We start from the raw sequence: 20,003 nt of genomic DNA on the forward strand, positions 1-20,003 counted from the left end.
GCCGGGATCGAGAAGTTGTCACTGACAACTGTTTCGATCCCGGCCGCAAGCCATGCTCGGGGTTAGCTCAGCCTGCGATCGCGAAGCTGGGGTGTGGGGGCTGGTTGTAGGCGGTGTTCTGCCAGGCGACCGCCACGCGGTACTGCCGGTCCTGCATCAGCGACGGGCGGGTGATGCTCGTGCTGTCGGTGGTGGAGTAGATCCGCAGGGCGCGGTTGTCCGACGTACGCCAGATCACTTCCTCGCGCCAGTCGCCGAGGATGTCAGCCGACAGCGCGGGCGTCGCCTTCGTGCCGTTGTTCGAGACGACGCCGGAGCCGGTGAGCAGGCGAGTGTCGCCGCCCGTGCCGTACTTGCTGATCTGCGTGCCGTCGAGCAGTTCGCGTTGAGCGTCACCATCCCACCAGATCACGAAGTTGATCGAACCCGGCTTGCGTGCGGCGACCTGGCTTCCGTTGGTACCACTACGCAGGCCTCCGACCGACGCGGACCACGCCTCGGCGCCGCGGTTGCCGGCCCAGATGTCCGCGGCCACTCCCCTGCCGTTGTCGCAGCCGCACGACGGGGCGCTCCAGATGATCTGGCCGGTGCGCGCGTCGCCCATCCAGTGCGTGGGCTCATTGGTCCACTCCGACGGTTTGAACACCTCGAGCCCGGGGCGGGTCGGGATGAAGTCGCTGACGTGATAGGCGTCGCCGTGGTGGGTGTTGTTCTGCCACAACCCCCGTCCGTTGTCGTCGATCGCCATCGACCCGTACATGATCTCGTCGCGACCGTCGGCATCCACGTCGGCGATCGACAGGTTGTGGTTGCCCTTGCCGGTCCACTGGCTGCCGGCGGTGTTGGAGTCGAACGTCCAGCGTTGGGTGAGGGCACCGTTGCGGAAGTCCCACGCCGCGATCACGGATCGGGTGTAGTAGCCGCGCGCCATGATGATGCTCGGCCGTGAGCCGTCCACGTACGCCGTACCGGCCAGGAACCGGTCCACGCGATTGCCGTAGTTGTCACCCCAGGAGGAGACGTTTCCGCGCGGCGGCGCGTAGTTCGCGGTCGCCATCACCGCACCATCGGCGCCGCGGAACACCGACAGGAACTCGGGCCCGGACAGAATGTAGCCGGACGAGTTGCGGTGGTCGGCTCCTCCGTTCCCGATCACCTGGCCGGTGCCGGACCGGGTGCCGTCCGCGGTCTTCACCGCCACCTCGGCACGACCGTCACCGTCGTAGTCGAAAACCTGGAACTGCGTGTAATGCGCGCCGGCCCGAATGTTTCGGCCGAGGTCGATGCGCCACAGGCGAGTGCCGTTCAGCTTGTACGCGTCCAGGTAGACGTTGCCGGTGTACCCGGCCTGCGCGTTGTCCTTGGCATTGGTGGGGTCCCACTTCAGCACGATCTCGTGCTGACCGTCCCCGTCCAGGTCACCCACGCTCGCGTCATTCGCGACGTAGGTGTATCTCTCGCCGGATGGCGTGGTGCCGCCGGGCGGGATCTGCAACGGTACGTCCCGCGTGCTGGCGGTGATACCGGCTGTACCGGGAACACCGTTCAGCGTCAGCGATTCCTCCTCGGCGAACTTGGACAGCCGCTCGGCACCATCGACCACTGCCCGCACGGTGTACTGCGCCCCTGCGGGAGCGCCGATGTCGTTGTAGGTGGTCGGGCCGCTGACCGGGGAGGCGTTCACCCTGATGCCGTTGCGGTAGACGCTGAAAGCGACGCCGGCCGGATCGTCGGCGAGCAACCGCCAGCTGACCCGGTTGCCCTTTCCGGTGTGCACAGTGATCACACCGCGGTTCAGCTTGTCGATCTGCGGTCCGGCCGCCTGTGGCGCGGCGGGTTCGGACCGGACGTCGATCGCCCCCGCCGCCGTGCTCGGAAGCAGGCCGACCGCCACGATGCCAACGGCCGCGACGGCCAGCCGGCGTCTGATGGCGAACCTATGCATGACAGTCTCCAATCTGCAGGTATTCATGAGGGATGGGACCGGTTCAACGCAGGTAGCCGACCAGCGAGAGGTTCAGCTCCCGAATGCCCTGGACGACGAGCTCCGACATCGCCGTCGCGCCGTACACAGAGAAGTGGGTGTTGTCGTTGGCTTCCCTGGTGAGGTACAGCCGCTGCGATGCCGATGGGCCCAACCCCTCGACCAGCGCCTTGCTCCTCGCGGTCAGGTCGATCACCGGAACGTTGGCGCTTCGGCCCAGCGCGCGGGTCACGGCCGGCAGGAGGCGTTGCCCGGGGCAACCTCGAAGTGATACCGGATCGGCGCGGTGTCCGAGCACTGCGGCGGCAACGCCGTTGGTGCGGCCGCAACAGGAACCGGTAACAGAGCGGCGGCTGCGGTCACGGCGGCAGTGATAACCGCGATACGGCTGAGAGCCCGCTGGCCAGATGGACTCGGTCCGGAGAACAGATGCGCTGTTCGGGGCATGACGAAGTACCTCTTCCATGTCGTGAAACGGGGCGGAGACAGGAGATGAGATAGTCCGGCTGACAACCCCACACCGGCGCTGTCAGCGGTGTGGAGTCAGAGGGTCCAGCGAACGTCGGGGGCGACCCGTCCGTAGCTGCCGTACGTGGTCATTCGATCTCCTTCGATCGAGCGCGGGCGGGCACGTGCGGCGAAGAAACTGTGTACGTACACAGTTTTCGAACGCGCGATACATCTCAGATAGAAACGCATGCACACGACAGTTTCAAGAGTTCATGTCGAAAAATGTGTGAACGTGCACAGCTTTGGGGAGGCGCTCAGCCGGTCGCTTCCGCGGTTCGGCCGTCGGCGACGGACAGAATCGTCAGGCCGACTCGCGAACGACGAGCTCGGTCGGCAGGATGACGGTGGCCGGACCATCGCCCTCGATCTGGGCCAGCAGCTGGCGCACCATCATCTCGCTGATGCGTTCCCAGGGCTGCCGCATCGTGGTCAGCGGCGGATTGGCGGCAGCGGCGACCGGTGAGTCGTCGAAACCGCCCACGGCGATGTCGTCGGGGACGCTCAGGCCGGCCCGCTCGATCGCCGCCAGTGCTCCGTCGGCCATCAGGTCCGAGGCGACGAAGACCGCGTCGAGGTCCGGTGCCCGAGTGAGCAGTTGCCGCATACGCGACTCACCACTCGCCCGGCTGTAGTCGCCGGTCGCCACCAGTCGCTTGTCGTAGCCGACACCGTGCTCGGCGAGCGCCTCGCGGTAGCCGAGCAGGCGTTCCAGTCCGCCCGGGCCGTCCTCCGGACCGGCGATGATCGCGACGCGTTCGCGGCCGGACTCGAGCAGGTAACTCACCATGGTCCTGGCGCCGTCACGGTCGTCTGCCGCCACGTAGGACAGCGTGCCCCGCTGGCCGAACGGCTTGCCGCAGCACACGAATGGCAGCTCGGCCCGTTGGAGGTGGTCGATCATCGGAGTGCCGCGATTCGAGGAGAACAGCAGGACGCCGTCGACTTGATGCGATGACAGGTACGGACTGATGCGCCGGCGTTCCGCCTCGGTGCCCGCCGTGATCAGGACCAGCGGTATCTCGTGGGCGGCAAGGGCGGTGGTGCAGCCGCGCAGCAGGGTGGCCAAGTTGGGGTCCTCGAACAACCGTTGCTGCGTCTCCGACAGCAAGAAGGCCACCGACCCCGCACGCCGGGTCACCAGGCTGCGGGCGGCACGGTTCACCACGTAGCCCAGCTTGCGGATGGCGGCGTTGACCGCTTCCTGGGCAGCAGGGCTGACGTTGTGACCGCCCTGCAGGACGCGCGACACCGTGCCACGGGAGACGCCGGCCTCCGCGGCGACATCGTGAATCGTCGGCGGGCGCTTGGTTTCTCCTCGCGCACGCCGCCGTGACTCGATCTCCGTCATGGGTCCTCATCTGCAGCGGATGGTGACCCGACTCTATCCCCCGTAGCTGGTGTTGGGTTCGGAACCGCACTCCACCTCTGCGCCCGGTTCCGGATGCACGGTCGTTCCCGGGTCGGGCGGCTGTCTCGCCCGACCCGGGAGTGACCTAGCTGATGGTCAGGTCGCGGATGTTCGCGCCGTCGCCGGTGAAGACCAGGTAGACGTCGCGGACGCCGCGGGCCAACCGTGGGTCGAGCCGGCTCGTCGTCGCGGCCCAGGTGTAGCGGTCGCCGGTGCCAGGGACGGTGAGCTTGCCTGCGAGCGGCCCGGCCGGGCTACCGAGGCGGATCTCCACCTCGGCGGTTCCTTCCGAAGCTCGCGAAACGGCGGCTTCCAGTCGGGTGGCGCCGCGGCCCAGTTGGACATCCTGGAAGGAGATCCAGTCGCCTGCTGTCGTCTTGCCGACTGCATCGCCGCGCACCTTGGAGGCATCAATGAGCTCAATACCCTGGTAGTCGTCGAAATCCGTGGCCGCCGTACGCCTGCTCAGGTCCCGGGGCGGGATCACCTCACCACGGACCGCCACCGTCGTACGGGCCCTGATGTCGGCCGAAGAACTGCCCACCTGCACCTCCTGGACGGCCGACTCGACCACCCACTTGTTCCGGGTCACGTCCCAGAACGCCAGCTCACTCGCCTTCACTTCAAAGGAGACAGTACGACGTTGACCGGGTGCGAAGGCCAGCCGCTGGAACGCACGGAGCGTCTTGATCGGCTGGACCACCCGCGAGGTGCGCTGAGCGGTGTAGAGCTGGACGACCTCCTCGCTCGCGGTCCGACTGGTGTTGGTCACGTCGACGCTGACCTTGATCCGTCCGTTCGCCGCGACAACGGGTGAACCGACCCGCAGTCCGGAGTACTGGAAGGCGCCATAGGTCAGGCCATGGCCGAACGGGTACAGCGGCTTGGCCTGGTGGTACTGATACGTCCAGCCGGCCTTGATCACGTCGAAGTCGAGCGGATCCGGCAGCTCCTTGTCCGTGCGGTACCACGTCTGCGGGAGCCGGCCCGACGGCGAGTAGTCCCCGAACAGCACATCCGCAAGGGCCCGGCCGGTCTCCTGACCCGCGTGCGAACTCCACAGGACCGCCTTCGCCTGCGCCCAGTCTCCCGTCAACGGATAGCTGCTTTCCAGCACCACAACGGTCCTGGGATTGGCAGCGGTGACGGCCTTCACGATCGCCTGCTGGCCGGCGGCGAGGGCAGTGCCCTGGCGATCGTCGTCCTCGCGTCCGTTGATGAACGGAGTACTGCCGACCACCACGACCGCCGTGTCCGCCTTCTTCGCGGCCGCCACCGCCGCGGCCGGACCACTGACGAGAACCTCTTTCGAGAACTGAGCCGCCGCGTTCTGAGTGGCCGCGCCGATTGCCAGCGTCCCGTCGGCCCGCAGCACCACGTACTGGTTAGGGCCGTACCACGGCTCCCTGACCTCATTGCCGCGGTATCGCAGTACATAGTTGCCGTTCGCAAGCTTTTCCAGGCCGAACTGTTGCTGCACGAACCAGCCGTTGGGCTTGTCCTGGTCGTTCACCAACGTTTCGCCGCTGCGCGAGACATATTTGCCATTGGCAGCCGAGCGCAGTGCGAGGGTGTCGCCGCCCCAGTCGAAGACGTCCAGCGACTGAGCTGCTCCCGCTACCGTCGCGTCGGCGACCAGCGCACCACCGGTAGCGCCGGTCGGCGCGGTGACGTACTTGCCAGTGGCAACGGCACGGAGCGCGATCCGGTCCACGCCTTCGGTCGCGGTGACGCTGCTGCCGGCGCCGAGTCGCTCGGCGATACCAGCTCGCGGGGTGATCCGGTACGGCATCGTGCCCGAGTACCAGTCCTCGTAGATGGTGTCGGCCAACGGACCGATCACCGCGACGTTCTTGGTCCTGGCCGAGTCGAGCGGCAGCGCCTGGTGCTTGTTCTCGAGCAGTACGAGTTGCTTGCGGGCGGCTTCGCGCGCGAGTTCCCGGTGGGCCGGGCTGTCGATGCTGTCCGGCCCGATCTTCTCGTACGGGTTCCGCCCGGCCGGGTCGAACTCGCCCAGCCGGAAGCGGATCGAGAGCAGGTGCTTGACCGGCTTGTCGATATCCGCCGCGGTGAGCAGACCCTTGGCCAGCGCCTCCTTGACGGCGGCGACGGTCGGACCGCCGTTCCTGTCGTTCTCGGTGAAGCTGTCAAGGCCTGCCTTGATCGCCGCGGCCACTCCTTCGGCGGCCGTCGGGTAGTACCGCTGTGAACCACTGATGTTCCCCGCGCCCGCGGCGTCGCCGACGACCATCAGCTCATGGGTCGACCAGGAGCGCACCATCTCCCCGAGCTCGGGTGACACGTGGGTAGGCCTGCCGTTCAGCAGGTTGTACGACGCCATCACGCCGGTGGCGGCTCCCGCCGTAAGGGCCGGCTGGAACGCCTTGTACTCGTACTCGTGGAGCACCCGGGGCCGGACGCTCGCCGACACGCGGCTGCGGTCCGCCTCGACGTTGTAGGCGGCGAAGTGCTTCAAGGTCGGCGCCGTCTTGAGATAGCGCTGGTCGTCGCCCTGCAGACCCTGGCCGTACGCCGTCGCGATCTTGCTCGTCAGCAGCGGATCCTCGGCGTAGCCCTCCTCGTTACGACCCCACCTGGGGTCCCGCAACTGGTTCACCACCGGCGCCCACAGGTTCAGCCCGTTCTTCGCCGGGTCGAGCTTGTTGAAGGCTCTCGCCTCATCACCGACGGCAGACCCGACCCGCTTGATCAGGCTGGGGTCCCAGGTACTGCCGAGCCCGACAGCCTGGGGGAAGACAGTCGCCTCACCCAGCCAGGCAACCCCGTGCAGGGCCTCGGTACCGGTCTTGAAGGAAGCGATGCCCAGTCTCGGGATCGCGGGCTGGTACTGGTGCAGCAGCGAGATCTTCTCGTCCAGCGTCAGGCGGCTGGTCAGGTCGTTCACCCGGACGTCCAGCGGCAGGTCGGGATTCCGGAACTCTGGAAGGGGCTCGGCCCGCGCGGGCTGCCCCACCAGGAACGCGGGGACGAGCAGCAGCGCCAAGAGGGCGCCTCCGACTCGATGGCGATAGGTCATGGCGGATCCCCTTCGGCGAATTATCGAAGCGCTTCGACTATCGAGGGAAGGAACCCTGGACGTCAAGAGCGTACGAGCGGATTCCTGTCTGCCGGCGGCTCGTGCACGTTCACAGATTTCTGGCAACGAAATCTTGTGCTGCCCCACCCGCATGCTGTTCCATCTGCAGAAACCGCCCCCGTCTACTGTGCACGCTCATACACCGCAATCTGCCGCGTCGACCGAGCACAGCCACACAGATCTGTCGAAGCGCTTCGACAGTCCGCTCGCACGACCGGTAGGCACCATTGACCGGCTCCGTTCGCCGTCCGCGTCCTCGACAAAGGACGGCCAACGAGGCCGCCCGCCCCAACCATGTAGCACGTTCCACAGGAGGGACGTATGACCAGACGATTGAGTCTCGCAGCGTCGTTCGGGCTGCTGGCGTCGATACTCGTCATCGCGCCGGCGGCTCACACCGCACCAACCGCCCAGGCCGCGGAAACCACCAGTTCCGCAAGCCGGTCGGCCGGCACCAGCGCGCAGGCGAGCGCTGCGCAGATCGTGGCCGACCTGGGTGCCGGCTGGAATCTCGGGAACTCACTGGAATCCAATGCCAACGGATACCCCAGCGAGACGGCCTGGAACAACCCGGCCGTGACGCAGGCCCTGATCGACAGGGTGAAGGCGGCCGGATTCAAGTCGATCCGGATCCCGGTCTCCTACCTGCGACACATCGGTGCCGGCCCGAACTACGCGATCAACTCCGACTGGCTGAACAGGATCCAGCAGGTCGTCAACTACGCCTACTACCGCGGCATGAACGTGATGATCAACATGCACGGCGACGGCTACAAGAGCATCCCCTACGCCTGGCTGATCTGTGACTCGAGCAACCAGACAGAGATCAAGGCGAAGTACCAGAAGGTCTGGCAGCAGATCGCGTACCGGTTCCAGAACTACGACCATCGCCTGATCCTCGAGTCGATGAACGAGAACTTCGACGGGCAGTACGGCCGCCCGACCCAACCGTGCTACTCGAACATCAACGCCTACAACCAGATCTTCGTGGACACCGTCCGGAAGACCGGCGGCTACAACAGTTCGCGGTGGCTGCTCGTCCCCGGCTGGAACACCAACATCGACTACACCGCCGGCAACTACGGCTTCGTCGTCCCGACCGACTGGTACCGGTCCCCGTCCATCCCCAGTAACGAGCAGCGGATCATGATCTCCGTTCACTACTACGCTCCGTGGGACTTCGCCGGAGAGGAGAACGGCACGATCACCCAGTGGGGACGCGGAGCAACCAACCCCGCCAGGAAGTCGACCTGGGGCCAGGAGGACTACCTGAATTCGCAGCTGAAACTGATGTACGACAAGTTCGTGGTGCGCGGCTATCCGGTGGTCGTCGGCGAGTACGGCTCGATCGACAAGACCTTTGCCGACTCGTCGAACAACCGGTACCGCGCGGACTTCGCGCGAGCCGTGGTGTCGACGTCCAAGCGGTACGGCGCAGCCACCTTCTACTGGGACAACGGCGTCAACGGGCAGTACGGCTTCGGTCTCTTCAACCGCAGCACCAACGCAGTGACCCAGCAGGGCATCATCGACGCCATCAGAAGCGGCGTTTCCAGCTAGCCGAAAACGTCCCGGGGCCGGCCACCGCCCCACCGGCCCCGGGCACCCTGCGGTAGGTCGAGTCAATCCCCCTTCCATGAGGAGATCGCCCCAGGACCTCATCCGCAAGCATCCGTCGCCGTGCCCTGCTCGCCGCTGCCGGCGTCACGGCCGCGAGCGGAGTCCTCAGCACAGGCGCGGCTCGAGCCGACGCGACCGCGCGCGTCGACCCTGCCGCCGACCAGGGCGCCTGGGAAGGCTGGGGGACCTCACTCGCGTGGTGGGCCAATGTATTCGGCGACCGGGACGACTTCGCCGACCTCGTTGCCCAGCAGATCACGACGACCGCTCAGGTCCAGGTGATCGACACAGGAACGACGTGATCTGGGCGGGCCAGGACAGCGGCCGGAAGATCCGGCCGAACAGCCGGGCTCAGCCGCAGCCGTCGATGATGGCCGCGTCCTCCCGTTCGCGCGGGACCGCGGCGAAGAACTGCCGGAACAGGAACACCAGGTACGGCAGGGCCGCGATCCTCCACAGCACCCATGGCCAGTACATGGTGACCACTCCGATCCGGTCGCTGCCAGCGCCGATCGGGCCAGGAACCGGCACCGCGTGACTCTGGGCGTTCATCCCAACCTCCAGGGGGCGGACCGACGGGATCCGTCGGCTAGAAAGTCTTGGGAACGTTCACAGTCTCGATGGATCAAATAAGCCTGGCAACAGCTCAGTTACCGTGGCTGCAGAGGGAGTGCTTCATGCATAGGTGTCTGTGCACGCTCCCAGAATCATGTCATCGGTCCACTGCGACTGGCACCTGATACTTGCTGACAGAAGCAACGCTTGCCTGGTGGCTCCGCGAAGCTCAGCCTCCGACGGCGAAACTGGGTCCCGACGACGGCCGTACGGCGCCCAGCCCCCGCAGGATGGAGATTGCCGGGCCTCCCGTTCCGCAGGAGGCCCCCGCGGATTTCGCCCGCGCGGTCCGGTCCAGTCCTGCGGGAATCATGCGCTCGTCAAGCGGTAGGTGATGGTCGGGTGGGCGGGGTCCTCGTTGTCTACGATGATCTGGGCCTGGGATCGCGGCTGGATCTGATCGACGTACATGCGCTCCCCCGGGATGTACCTGGTGCGGTAGCGCTCCTCGGCTGCGGCGGCCGAGGGCATCCATGCCTGGTCGCGTGCGGTGCCGCGCCGGAGGACCTCGTCGAAGCTGACGTGCACGTAGATCCGCAGATCCCAGTGGTCGATCAGCGCCGGTACCTGCAGGAACGCACCGTCTGCCAGCAGCACCGCATCCGGACCGGCTGTGTGGACGGATGACTCGGACAGCGGCCGTCCGCTGGATTCCCTGATCGCAGTGGTGTACCGGCGGTCGCCGCGCGGACCGAGAGGCACCAGCAGCCGTTCGCGGATCGCGTCGTGGTCCCACGTATCCAGGTAATAGCTCTGCGGCGATTCGATGAGGTACGCCGTACGCAACTCGGGAGCACGCTTGAAGTAGTCGATGCCGGCCCGGATGATCTCGCGGTCGGTCCGGGCGCGCAGTGTGTCGGCCAACTCGTCCGCGAGCGTCGTCTTGCCTGCCGCGGAGCAGCCGTCGATCGCGACCCGCACCGGATGTGGGCGCTCGACGGCCAGGACGGCAACGGCCAACTCGGTCAGAGCGTCTGTACGCCGGCTCACCACGTCTCCCCTCGCCGGAATGCCCCACCCGGAGTCGTTCCGGGTGGGGCGTCGTACCGATGATGTCAGCCGACCGGCTGCGCCTCAGGTGCCGCGGATGATCTTGAAGGCGCAGTTCCAGGGCTGCCCGTACTGGCCGTCCTGCAGGCAGTTCACCATCTTGACGTCCGCGCTCTCGCGCACGACGTCCTGAGTGACGATGACCAGGGTGCCCCGGCCGGTGCCCACGTAGATCTTCGGGAACTTCTTCCAGGACCCGTCGGCCTGCTTGATCTCGATCCATCCCGCGACACCGTGCGTGTCCTTCTCGGTGTCGTAGACCTGAACCTTGTCACCATCGTCGTGGTAGCTGGTGAAGCCTCCCGCGCCGAAGACGACGCCGGTCTCCGCCTGGGAGGGCGGTGCGGCGACGGTGATGGCGCACGCCGCCGCTGCGATGGTGGTGATGGACGTGATGATTCGTCTCTTGGACAAGAGAAAGCCCCCCATAGAACTCAGAGATGAACGGCGCCCGCTCCGGGCCGCCTGTTCGCTGACGAGTCAGGAGCATACGGGGCTCGAGGGGTCAGCCAACCCGCCTGCCTCGGAGCAGGATTCCCAATGACACAACCGGAAGGAAGGGCTTCGTCGACGCGCTATAGCCGCCGAGCACTCCCCCGGCAGGGCATCTAGGGTCAGCCGGATCACACAAGTGGCGTTTCGTTCCTGCAGCCGGGTTCGTCGTTCAGCTGTCCTCACCAATCTGCGGAACGTCGATTGGGTGCAACTCAGCTCGTATCCGGACCAGTCGCACCGGGTGGCGGAAGTGGCCGGCCTGCAAGGCGGCGTCGGCGGCGACCTCGACGACTGAGCGCGGCTGGACCTTGATCAGCGGCGTCTTGCTGCCTTTGCCCCAGTGGGTGGCGATCTCGTCCGGCCACGGGTGGCGGGCCCCGGCCGGCTTCAGGAGCTTGCCGATCTCGGCAGCCTGCGCGTCCTTCAGCTTGACGGTACGACCGATCACCTCGAGGTCCTTGCCGCGGTATCGGCCGATGACCAGCACCTCAGGCGCTCGCAGGCTGCCGGTGACCGCGCCCACGATCGCGTCCATGGTCTCGCGGTGCTTGACCTTGACCCAGTCGCGGCGGCCCGGCTGGTATCTGGTCGAGGCACCCTTGACGACGAGTCCCTCGACGCCGCTGGATTTGAAGGCGTCCAGCCACTCGCGGGCCTCATCGATGTCGGCGGTGACCGGGGACAACTGCAGCGGAGGAACCCAGCGACCGGCCAGTGCCTCCAGCCGCTGGCGGCGAGCCGTCCAGCGCATCGGCCGGACATCCACGTCGCCGACAGCCAGTACGTCGAACGCGACGAACGACGCCGGCTGGGTTGGCGCGAGGCGTCGCCGGACGGTGGCCGCGGTGTTGACCATCCTCTGCTGCAATGCGTCGAAGTCGAGCCGGTCCCCCGTCCACACCACCAACTCTCCGTCCAGGACACAGTCGGTGGTGAGCTGGGCTTCGAGAGCTGCCTGGACGTCGGGGAACTTTGCGGTGAAGTCCCTGCCGTTGCGCGACCACAGCCTGACCTCGCCATCGCGCCGGACAACTCCGGCGCGGAACCCGTCCCACTTCAACTCGTACCTCGCTCCGCCGGGCATACCGTGCTGCCCAGGCAGTTGCTCGACCGCCCGGGCAAGCTCCAGCGCTACCGGCCCGAGGAGATCGGGTGCCAGCTTGGCCACCGTCTCAGTGTTGCTCCAGGCAAGCTTCTGGTCCACCACCCGGTGAGCGGGGCGGTGTCTCGCCCGAGACCCGACCGCCCTCATAGGCCGGGATCTCGATGCCTTTCCGCACGTCGTCACCCTCCGCCACCACGCCGCGGCCTGCCTCGGGTGACTTCCTGTCAGCGTCCAAACGCCCAGGCCACCATCAGCGGGAACTCGGCTTGCCAGAACGGGTCGCCGTGGTTTCCGATCCGCTCGGTCATCACGACGTCCGCATCGGCATCTCGCAGTGCGTCCGCCCACCGGGTCGCGTTCTCGAGGAACCACGGCTCCAGCGTGCCGGCGACGAGGTAGGTGCGCGGAAGCGGGCTCGGCATCACGGCAGGCGGGCGATAGCCGCCGCCGGGCGAGGCGCAGAAGATCGCGCCGTAGACGCCCGGATGCCGAAGCCCCATGGCCAGCGCGAGCTCTCCACTCGCCGACACGCCGCACACCGCGGTGCGTTCGGCCGGCAACGCGACGCTGAAGCGCGACCGCACCCAGCTGCGGACGTTGTCGACGAAGAAGCTCTCGTGGGCCGCGAACCGTTCCTCGTCGAACGTTGGTGAGTACTCGTGGATGCGCGCCATCTCATCCTCATCGTCCGTGCGGTAGGCACCGACGATCATCGTGGGCGGTACGTCGGCCGCCTCGAGGGACCCGCCCCACTGCGAGATCAGCTGACCGTCACCGGCGAACACGACTGCCTCCGGCGGATCCGGCGGAACGTACACCGTGACCTGCCGGCCACCGTCGTACTCGAACGCCTCGGTGACGAGTTCTCCCGCGATCCGATCAGCACGAGCTGGTTCCGGCGCCGCTTCGGCACCACCGGGGCCGACGGCTGCTTGGTCATCCATTGGGTTGTACCTCGATCTCTCAGGGTCGTGTCACTAGCGGTTCTGAAGATGATTCAGCAGGCAATGCACGGCCGAGGTCCACGGACCAATGGGGCAACACACCGTCACACACCAGCTCGAACGACTCGGTGATCCACCCCGCCATCCTGCCAGCCTCCGTGCGGCGCCTCAGCGCACACGCCGTGTTGACAGGTGAAGACTGAACTCTTTACGACGCGAGGTGGTGTGCGGAGAGAGCGTGTCAGGGTGGCCGGAGGGGGCAGAACGACGCCGATGGGCCCGGCTGGTACCGGGCCCATCGGCGTGAGTCAGCGGGGGGTTTTCCAGGGGGCGGGGGCGATGGAGGTGTTGAAGGAGCTGTAGGAGAGGACCTGGCCTCGGTTGCGGCCGGAGGTGACGACCTCGCGAGACCCGATGTACGCGCCGGTTGCGGGGTCGATGACGATTTCCTCGCGGGAGGAGCCGTCGTCGCTGCTGTAGGCGATGCCGATCTGGCCGTCGAGGTTGGCCGCCTTGTCGGAGATCTTCAGGTTGTTCAGGTTGCCGAGAGCGCGGTAGAGGGTAGCCCGGGTGCCGGCGGGGAGCATGCCTGTGCGGAGGGCGTCCTGGGCCTGGACGAGCAGTTGGGTTTCTCCGCGGTCGTTGCCTTCGATCGTTCCGTCCTTCTTCAGCAGCTCGAACAGCGCCTTCGGGTCCTTGGGCAGTCCTGCGATCCAGTCGAGCGACGGGTCCTGCCAGCCGCCGTTCTTGGCGCACGGCCCGCCGCCTTCGAAGGCGCCGCACCGGGCCGACGACGTGGAGGTCGACCGATCGAAGCTGATGCCGGCCTTGCGTGCTTCCTCGTCGGAACCCTTGACCCACTGGTGGCGCCCGGTGTCGGTGTCGCGCCGGTACCAGGTGCCGCGGATGTCCGCCGGCACCCAGACCTCCCTCATCGTCTCTTGCAGGTACGTCAGCCCGCCGCCGGGAGTCTCCGCGAAATTCTGGTTCCAGACGTGCCAGACCAGGTAGCGGTACTTGCCTGGCGCCACGACCGGGTCGGGGGCCGCCGCGATCTTCTGCGCGGCACTGTCCAGCTCGACCTTGGCCTCCGCCGAGCCGCCGGTCAGCGTCGTCGTGTAGATCGATCCGCCGGCCACGAGTGCCAGCGCTGCCACGGCCGCGGTCAGCCACCGGCGCCGCGGGCCGCGCTTCTGGACGGGCGTCTGCCCGACGGCGTCGAGAAATGCGGCCCTGGTCTGCTGGATGCGCTCTGAATCGGTCTCGACGTCGGCGTGGAGCGCGGACAGTGCGCGGTCGAGGTCGTCGCTGGGTCGAAGGTCAGTCATGATCGTTCGCCTCCTCGGGCGTGGTCAGGATGCGGAGCTGGCGGCGGACGCGATGCAGGCGGGAGCGCACGGTCCCGACCGGGATCCCGAGTGCGTCGGCCACCTCGACGGTGGACAGACCGGCCCACGACGTGAGCAGCAGTACGTCGCGATCGCCCTCGGACAGGTCCGCGATCGCAGGGGCGATCCGCCGGGCGAGCTCCTGGGCGTCCACGCGCTCGGCGACGCGGCCGTCGTGCGCGGCCAGGTGGTCGGGTTCGCGCCGGCCGGCCCGCGCGGTGGCGCGCAGCCCGCGAACCTCCTGACGGACGTGGCGCCGGGCGAGGTTGGTCGCGATCCCGTAGAGCCAGGCCTTCGCCGCGGCCGTCGCCGGGTCGTAGGTGTCACGCTGCCGGAACGCGGTCAGGAACGTCTCGCTGACCAGGTCGTGGGCCTGCTCGGCACCGACTCTGCGGGCCAGGTACCGGTGCATCGGTACGGCGTGCTGGTCGAACAGCCGCGCGAACTTGTCGGCCACCGCTGGTCCGGTCAGGTGGGGCCGGTCACCCGTCGGTTCGGGCGGTGGCCGGTCGCCGGCCACGGACTCGGTCGTATCGGTCACGGTCATACCCCTGATTGCCCGGACACTCCTCGGACGTTCACGCCGGCTCCAGACCGGCGCATCCGCGACCGCAGACTAGTTGTTGAGCTTCTTGCCGTACCCGCCCTGACAGACTGTGAGCACGGTGTGCGGCCTGAAGACGGCTCGGCGACGTCGTACTCGCCGGACAACCAAGGAAAGGCGATATGAGGCTTCTTCTTACTTCCGCTGGCATCAAGAACAGCAGCATCCATGACGCGCTGGTCGACCTGCTGGGCAAACCGATCGCCGAGTCCAACGCCCTCTTCATCCCCACCGGCGTCTACCCCTTCCCCGGCGGGCCCGGCATGGCGTGGCGGGCGATCTGCGGCAAGGCTGCGTCGCAGTTGTGTGAACTGGGCTGGAAATCGTTGGGGATTCTGGAGCTGTCGGTGCTGCCCAGCATCGAGGAGGCTGCTTGGGTGCCAACGGTCCGGGACGCCGACGCACTGCTGGTTTGGGGCGGCGACCCCCTGTTTCTCGCCAACTGGATGCGGCGCTCCGGTCTGACCGATCTCCTGCCGACACTGCGCTCCGAGGCGGTCTACGTAGGGGTGAGCGCCGGGGCCATGGCTGTCACTTCCACCTTCGTCGAGACCTACCACGAACCGCCCCGCGCGGCCGACGGACCGCTGAAGTCTGAGGACATCGTCTTCGCCACGCCCCAGGGTGACGTCGACAGAATCCTGGTCACGGGACAGGGGGCAGGACTCGTTGACTTCGCGGTGATCCCGCACCTGGACCACCCGGACCATCCCGACGCTTCCCTGGCCAACGCAGAGAAGTGGGCGGCACGGATTCCTGCGCCGACGTACGCGATCGACGACCAGACCGCCCTCAAGGTGACCGACGGCACCGTCGACATCGTCTCCGAGGGGCGCTGGAAGCTGTTCACCCCCTAATACATGAAGGGGCCGCGACGACTTCAGCGGGCGCTTCCAGGCGGGAGCGCGGGCCGATGTTCACTCGCCGAGTTTCTTCGATCGCAAGATGATCGTGGTGTCGGCCGCCGTACGGGTGCCGCCCTTCGGTTGCTGGGACACGACCACCCAGTTGCGGTCGCTGATCAGCAGGCGCCCCTGACCGGTAGCGTCCTCTTCCGTGAGGTTGTAGAACCCGGCCGCCTGCACTGTGTCCTGGGCGAGTTGGTGATTCACCCCGACCACATTCGGCACGACCCCCTCCTGGACAGTCGGCGCCTGCGTCGCTGGCTGCGACGGCGGCGAGGAGGTGGACGTCGCACTCGTCAACGGCGGGGCAGGCGATGGCTCGCCCGGGGATGGCGCCGAAGTCGTCACCGTCACCGTGGACTGGGCGGCCGGATCGCTGCTACCCCCACAAGCACTCAGCAGCACCAACGCGGCACATGCCGTACCCGACTTGAACCACTTCTCCACCGCCACTCCTGCACCCCCAGTGTGCTGAGTGCTGGGACCAACGACCCCAGTTTGTTCGACTCCTGTACCAAATCGCGGACAATTCAAACGGGATGCGGAAACCGCGGCGCATCTTCCGATACCGCGTCGACGTGTGCCGCAGATAACTCAGCTTGTGACTCCACAGGAGCCGCGACGCGGCTTCCTCGCCTCGTTGCTGTCGGCTCCAGGACAACGGTGCCGCCTGCCGCCAGCGCGTGGAGGTCTCACAACTGCCTTGGACTTATGATCCGTAGGTGTCGTCTGCGGTGCTCGCCACCAAGCTGTTCCCTCCGGCTCGGCGGGACGAATTGGTTGCGCGCCCACAGCTTGCTGACCGGTTGGACAGCACCCTGAACCGCGGTCATCGGCTCACCCTTGTCTCCGCACCGGCCGGCTTCGGCAAGACCACGCTCCTGAGCGAATGGGCTACCAGGCAGGAGCGGGTGGGATGGCTGTCTCTCGACGAAGGCGACAACGGGCTGCCGCGTTTCTTGTCGCACCTGTGGGCAGCGCTCTCCGGTATCGGTCTCGACCTTGATCCGGCAGCGTTGGAGGCCTTCGCTGACGAGCCGACATCCGCCGTACTGACCTCGGTCGTCAACGAGCTCGTACGCGCCGGGCGGCAACGGCCCGACAGCCAGTGGCTGCTCGTGCTCGATGACTACCACGTGATCGAAGCGCCTGAGGTGCACGAGGCATTGACCTTCCTCCTCGACCACGGGCCGGATCAGCTGCACCTGCTGGTGGCGACGCGCTCGGATCCGCCGCTCCCGCTGTCACGGCTGCGTACCCGCGGGCAATTGACGGAGGTGCGGGCCGTGGATCTGCGCTTCGCGCCGGCGGAGGCGCGGCAGTTCCTCACCGAGGGGATGGGCCTGAACCTCACCGAGGACGACGTACGGGCGCTGGAGGAACGGACCGAGGGCTGGATCGCCGGTCTCCAGTTGGCTGCGCTCTCGCTGCGCGGTGTTTCGGACCGCGGAGACGTTGCCGAGTTCATCGAGGCCTTCACGGGCAGCAACCGTTTCGTCATCGACTACCTGGTGGACGAGGTCCTTGCCCGCCAGGGTGCGGAGGTGCGGGACTTCCTGCTGCGCACCGCGGTCCTCGACCGACTGACCGGTTCCTTGTGCGACGCGGTCACCGGTGGGACGTACGGCGCTCAGCTGCTGGCGGACCTGGACCGGGGCAACGTCTTCTTGGTCCCGCTGGATGCTCAGCGTTCTTGGTACCGGTACCACCACCTCTTCGGCGATGTCCTTCGCGCTCGTCTGATGGCCGAGCACCCGGACGAGGTCGCGATGCTGCATCAAGCTGCGAGCGCTTGGTACGCCTCGCACCACTTTGTCGAGGACGCGGTACGACATGCACTCGCCGCAGGTGACCACGACCGCGCCGCCTACCTGATGGAAGAGGCGTTGCCGGAGTTGCGCCGTGCCCGGCAAGACAGTCTGCTGCTGCGCTGGATACGGTCGCTGCCGGAGTCCGTCATCAGGCGGAGCCCGGTGCTCAACATCGTGTCCGGATGGTCGCTGATGTTGGCTGGTGACCTGGACGGCATGGAGCGCCGGCTCGATGACGCCGAGGCGGCGCTGGCTGCCGGCGCGCACGACCAGACGCTCGCGGCGACCTGGGCTGACACCGAGGACCTGCGCACCGCACCGGCAACCGTGTGGGTCTACCGTGCGGCGCTGGCGCAAGCGCGAGGCGACGTCCCGGCCATCGTGCGCCACGCTCGGCGCGCGCTGGACCTGGCCGGCGTCGACGACCACTTCGTGCGGGGGGCTGCGGCCGGGTTCCTCGGTCTGGCTGCCTGGGCGGCCGGTGACGTCCAGGAGGCCTTGTCCACGTTCTCGGAGGCGGTTCGCAGCCTGCACGCGGCGGGGAACCTGATCGACGAGCTGGACAGCACGGTGGTCGTCGGCGACATGTGGATCAGTGCGGGTCGTCCCCACCGGGCGCGTCGGCTGTACGTGTAGGCCCTGGCGACGGCGACCGGACACGGCGAGCCGTATCCGCGGGCCACCGCCGACCTGCACGTGGGACTGGCCGAGCTTGATCGTGAGCTGGACGACCTCGTCGGTGCAAAGGCACATCTGGAGACCGCGAGGGAGCTCGGCGAGCGCGGCTCGATCACCGAGAACCGGCACCGCTGGTACGTCGCCATGGCGCAGGTGCTCGCTGCGACGGGCGACCACGCCTCCGCCCAGCAGTTGCTCGACCAGGCCGAGGCTCTGTACCGGCCCGGCTCCTACCCGGATCTCCGCCCCCTCGCCGCCATGCGAGCTCGTGTATTCATCGCGGAAGGAGACCTCGCCGCGGCTGAGGAGTGGGCGGACGAGCGCGGTGTCAGTGCAGCCGGTGACCCGTCGTTTCTGCGCGAGTACGACCACTTGACCCTCGTGCGGCTCCTGCTCGCACGCCATACCCGTGACTCCCTCACGGCCGGCCCGGCGGCGCTGGACGACGTACTGGGGCTGCTGCACCGACTCCACGCCGACGCTGACGGGAGGCGCGCCGGCAGCCTGCTGGAGATCGGCATGCTGCGAGCCCTCACCCATCATGCGCGCGGACACCGAATGGAGGCTCTCGCGGAGCTGAACCGAGCACTGGCCGGGGCACCGGAACCGGACGGCTACGTGCGCTTGTTCCTGGACGAAGGCGCCCCGATGCTTGCCCTGCTGCGCGACGCTATGGGACCGGCCGGCGACGAGTACGACGTCCTGCGTCAACACGCTCATCGACTCCTGGACGCCGCCCCCGTCGATGTCCCTCCGGCTGGCCGCGGATCTCTGGCCGACCCGCTCAGCGAACGGGAGCTCGACGTCTTGCGACTCCTCAACAGCGAGCTCACCGGCCCTGAGATCGCGCGTCAGCTGTTCGTCTCCCTGAACACGCTGCGCACCCACACCAAGCGCATCTTCACCAAACTCGACGTCAACACCCGCTCGGCTGCCGTCCGCCGCGGCCACGAGCTCGGCTTGCTGTAGCGGTTCAGGTCGGCCAGAACGCAGTCACATCGTCAGTCACCACATGTGGTGACGCTCGCCCACCACATCGCGGCTTACGTTCCAGACATCCCGGGGCACCCGCCACGGACCCACCGGAACAAGGAGCCGGACATGACCATCACGCCCACCATCCTCACCCGGGCCGCAGGCGCCGCCGCGGTCGTCGCTGGACTGATCTTCATCGGCGTCCAGATCAAGCATCCGCACCTGGACGCCAACTCCATCACCACGACCGAAGTGGTACTGCGGAACTCCCTGAAGGTGCTGATGGCCGCGCTGGCGCTGGCCGGCATCACCGGCATGTACCTGAGCCAGATCCGCCGGAACGGTTTGCTCGGGCTCATCGGTTATCTGGTGCTCGGCGTCGGCTACCTCACCATCATGTGCACGACGTTCGTCGCCGCCTACGTCCTGCCCTCCATCGCCGGAACGAACCCCGGCTACGTGAACGACGTCGCCTCCGTTGCCACTGGCGGCAAGGCCATCGGTGACATCGGGGCGCTGCAGATCGCCGAACGGGTCCAGGGCCTCGGCTACCTGGCCGGCGGCCTCGTCTTCGGCATCGCGCTCTACCGGGCGCGCGTTCTGTCTCGCTGGGCGTCCGCGCTCCTCGCCGTCGGTGGCCTCGTCACTGTCGCGCTCTCCGTGATGCCGGACGCCTTCTATCGGCTGCTGGCCTTCCCGAACGGCATCGCCATGATCGGCCTCGGCTACTCGCTCTGGCGCACGGCCCAGCACATCGCGCCGCAGCCGGCCGAGGTCCGCAGCCGACGCGTCACGACGGCGGGTGCGGAATGAC

Annotated in this window: 17 protein-coding genes and 1 pseudogene; 6 read left to right on the plus strand and 12 right to left on the minus strand. The window is 67.3% G+C overall.

Annotation, left to right across the window (positions count from 1 at the left end; all coding sequences use genetic code 11):
- Window positions 1–67: 67 nt before the first annotated feature.
- The 4 genes from AB0F43_RS21255 to AB0F43_RS21270 all read right to left on the minus strand — a co-directional run bounded on the left by AB0F43_RS21255 (window position 68) and on the right by AB0F43_RS21270 (window position 6,939).
- Window positions 68–1,945: a rhamnogalacturonan lyase gene (locus AB0F43_RS21255; protein ID WP_360479229.1), complete on the minus strand. Its 1,878-nt coding sequence runs from the start codon at window positions 1,943–1,945 to the stop codon at window positions 68–70.
- Between the two features lie 43 nt (window positions 1,946–1,988).
- Complete coding sequence (locus AB0F43_RS21260; RefSeq protein WP_360479232.1) at window positions 1,989–2,216, minus strand: hypothetical protein; 228 nt, start codon at window positions 2,214–2,216, stop codon at window positions 1,989–1,991.
- Between the two features lie 579 nt (window positions 2,217–2,795).
- Window positions 2,796–3,842 carry a LacI family DNA-binding transcriptional regulator gene (locus AB0F43_RS21265; RefSeq protein ID WP_360479235.1) on the minus strand — a complete coding sequence of 349 codons (1,047 nt, stop codon included), beginning with the start codon at window positions 3,840–3,842 and terminating at the stop codon, window positions 2,796–2,798.
- Window positions 3,843–3,987: 145 nt separating this feature from the next.
- Window positions 3,988–6,939: a glycoside hydrolase family 3 C-terminal domain-containing protein gene (locus tag AB0F43_RS21270; RefSeq protein ID WP_360479238.1), complete on the minus strand. Its 2,952-nt coding sequence runs from the start codon at window positions 6,937–6,939 to the stop codon at window positions 3,988–3,990.
- Between the two features lie 381 nt (window positions 6,940–7,320).
- On the opposite strand from AB0F43_RS21270, the gene AB0F43_RS21275 reads away from it, so the two are divergent.
- Window positions 7,321–8,559, plus strand: a complete 1,239-nt coding sequence (locus AB0F43_RS21275; RefSeq protein ID WP_360479241.1) for a glycoside hydrolase family 5 protein — start codon at window positions 7,321–7,323, stop codon at window positions 8,557–8,559.
- 411 nt (window positions 8,560–8,970) lie between these two features.
- On the opposite strand, the gene AB0F43_RS21280 is transcribed toward AB0F43_RS21275, so the two are convergent.
- The 7 genes from AB0F43_RS21280 to AB0F43_RS21310 all read right to left on the minus strand — a co-directional run bounded on the left by AB0F43_RS21280 (window position 8,971) and on the right by AB0F43_RS21310 (window position 14,763).
- Window positions 8,971–9,171, minus strand: coding sequence for a hypothetical protein (locus tag AB0F43_RS21280; RefSeq protein WP_360479244.1), 201 nt, complete (start codon window positions 9,169–9,171; stop codon window positions 8,971–8,973).
- A gap of 372 nt (window positions 9,172–9,543) precedes the next feature.
- Window positions 9,544–10,224, minus strand: coding sequence for a uridine kinase (locus AB0F43_RS21285; RefSeq protein WP_360479247.1), 681 nt, complete (start codon window positions 10,222–10,224; stop codon window positions 9,544–9,546).
- Between the two features lie 84 nt (window positions 10,225–10,308).
- Entirely contained in the window at window positions 10,309–10,698 is a 390-nt protein-coding gene (locus tag AB0F43_RS21290) for a hypothetical protein (protein ID WP_360479250.1), read from the minus strand.
- A 250-nt stretch (window positions 10,699–10,948) separates the two neighbouring features.
- A complete protein-coding gene (locus AB0F43_RS21295) occupies window positions 10,949–11,947 on the minus strand; it encodes an ATP-dependent DNA ligase (protein WP_360479253.1) in 999 nt (332 codons plus the stop codon).
- Between the two features lie 161 nt (window positions 11,948–12,108).
- Complete coding sequence (locus AB0F43_RS21300) at window positions 12,109–12,828, minus strand: alpha/beta hydrolase-fold protein (RefSeq protein WP_360479256.1); 720 nt, start codon at window positions 12,826–12,828, stop codon at window positions 12,109–12,111.
- Window positions 12,829–13,136: 308 nt separating this feature from the next.
- Complete coding sequence (locus tag AB0F43_RS21305; protein ID WP_360479259.1) at window positions 13,137–14,156, minus strand: CU044_5270 family protein; 1,020 nt, start codon at window positions 14,154–14,156, stop codon at window positions 13,137–13,139.
- Complete coding sequence (locus AB0F43_RS21310; protein ID WP_360479262.1) at window positions 14,149–14,763, minus strand: sigma-70 family RNA polymerase sigma factor; 615 nt, start codon at window positions 14,761–14,763, stop codon at window positions 14,149–14,151. The genes AB0F43_RS21305 and AB0F43_RS21310 overlap by 8 nt, the downstream gene beginning before the upstream one ends.
- A gap of 179 nt (window positions 14,764–14,942) precedes the next feature.
- Here AB0F43_RS21310 and AB0F43_RS21315 point away from each other — a divergent pair, with 179 nt between their 5' ends.
- Complete coding sequence (locus AB0F43_RS21315; protein ID WP_360479265.1) at window positions 14,943–15,677, plus strand: Type 1 glutamine amidotransferase-like domain-containing protein; 735 nt, start codon at window positions 14,943–14,945, stop codon at window positions 15,675–15,677.
- A 60-nt stretch (window positions 15,678–15,737) separates the two neighbouring features.
- Here AB0F43_RS21315 and AB0F43_RS21320 read toward each other — a convergent pair whose 3' ends face one another.
- Window positions 15,738–15,950: a PASTA domain-containing protein gene (locus AB0F43_RS21320; protein WP_360479268.1), complete on the minus strand. Its 213-nt coding sequence runs from the start codon at window positions 15,948–15,950 to the stop codon at window positions 15,738–15,740.
- Between the two features lie 55 nt (window positions 15,951–16,005).
- Here AB0F43_RS21320 and AB0F43_RS21325 point away from each other — a divergent pair, with 55 nt between their 5' ends.
- The 4 genes and pseudogenes from AB0F43_RS21325 to AB0F43_RS21340 all read left to right on the plus strand — a co-directional run bounded on the left by AB0F43_RS21325 (window position 16,006) and on the right by AB0F43_RS21340 (window position 20,002).
- Window positions 16,006–16,200, plus strand: a complete 195-nt coding sequence (locus AB0F43_RS21325; protein ID WP_360479271.1) for a hypothetical protein — start codon at window positions 16,006–16,008, stop codon at window positions 16,198–16,200.
- A 259-nt stretch (window positions 16,201–16,459) separates the two neighbouring features.
- Window positions 16,460–18,874: pseudogene (locus tag AB0F43_RS21330) on the plus strand (AAA family ATPase); the annotation flags it as partial.
- A 12-nt stretch (window positions 18,875–18,886) separates the two neighbouring features.
- Window positions 18,887–19,183: a LuxR C-terminal-related transcriptional regulator gene (locus AB0F43_RS21335; RefSeq protein ID WP_360480487.1), complete on the plus strand. Its 297-nt coding sequence runs from the start codon at window positions 18,887–18,889 to the stop codon at window positions 19,181–19,183.
- Window positions 19,184–19,315: 132 nt separating this feature from the next.
- On the plus strand, window positions 19,316–20,002 hold the full coding sequence (locus AB0F43_RS21340; protein ID WP_360479274.1) for a hypothetical protein: 687 nt from the start codon (window positions 19,316–19,318) through the stop codon (window positions 20,000–20,002).
- The last annotated feature ends 1 nt before the right edge of the window (window position 20,003 follow it).

Origin of the sequence: Kribbella sp. NPDC023972 (assembly GCF_040639075.1) — a bacterium.
Classification (GTDB): Bacteria; Actinomycetota; Actinomycetes; order Propionibacteriales; family Kribbellaceae; genus Kribbella.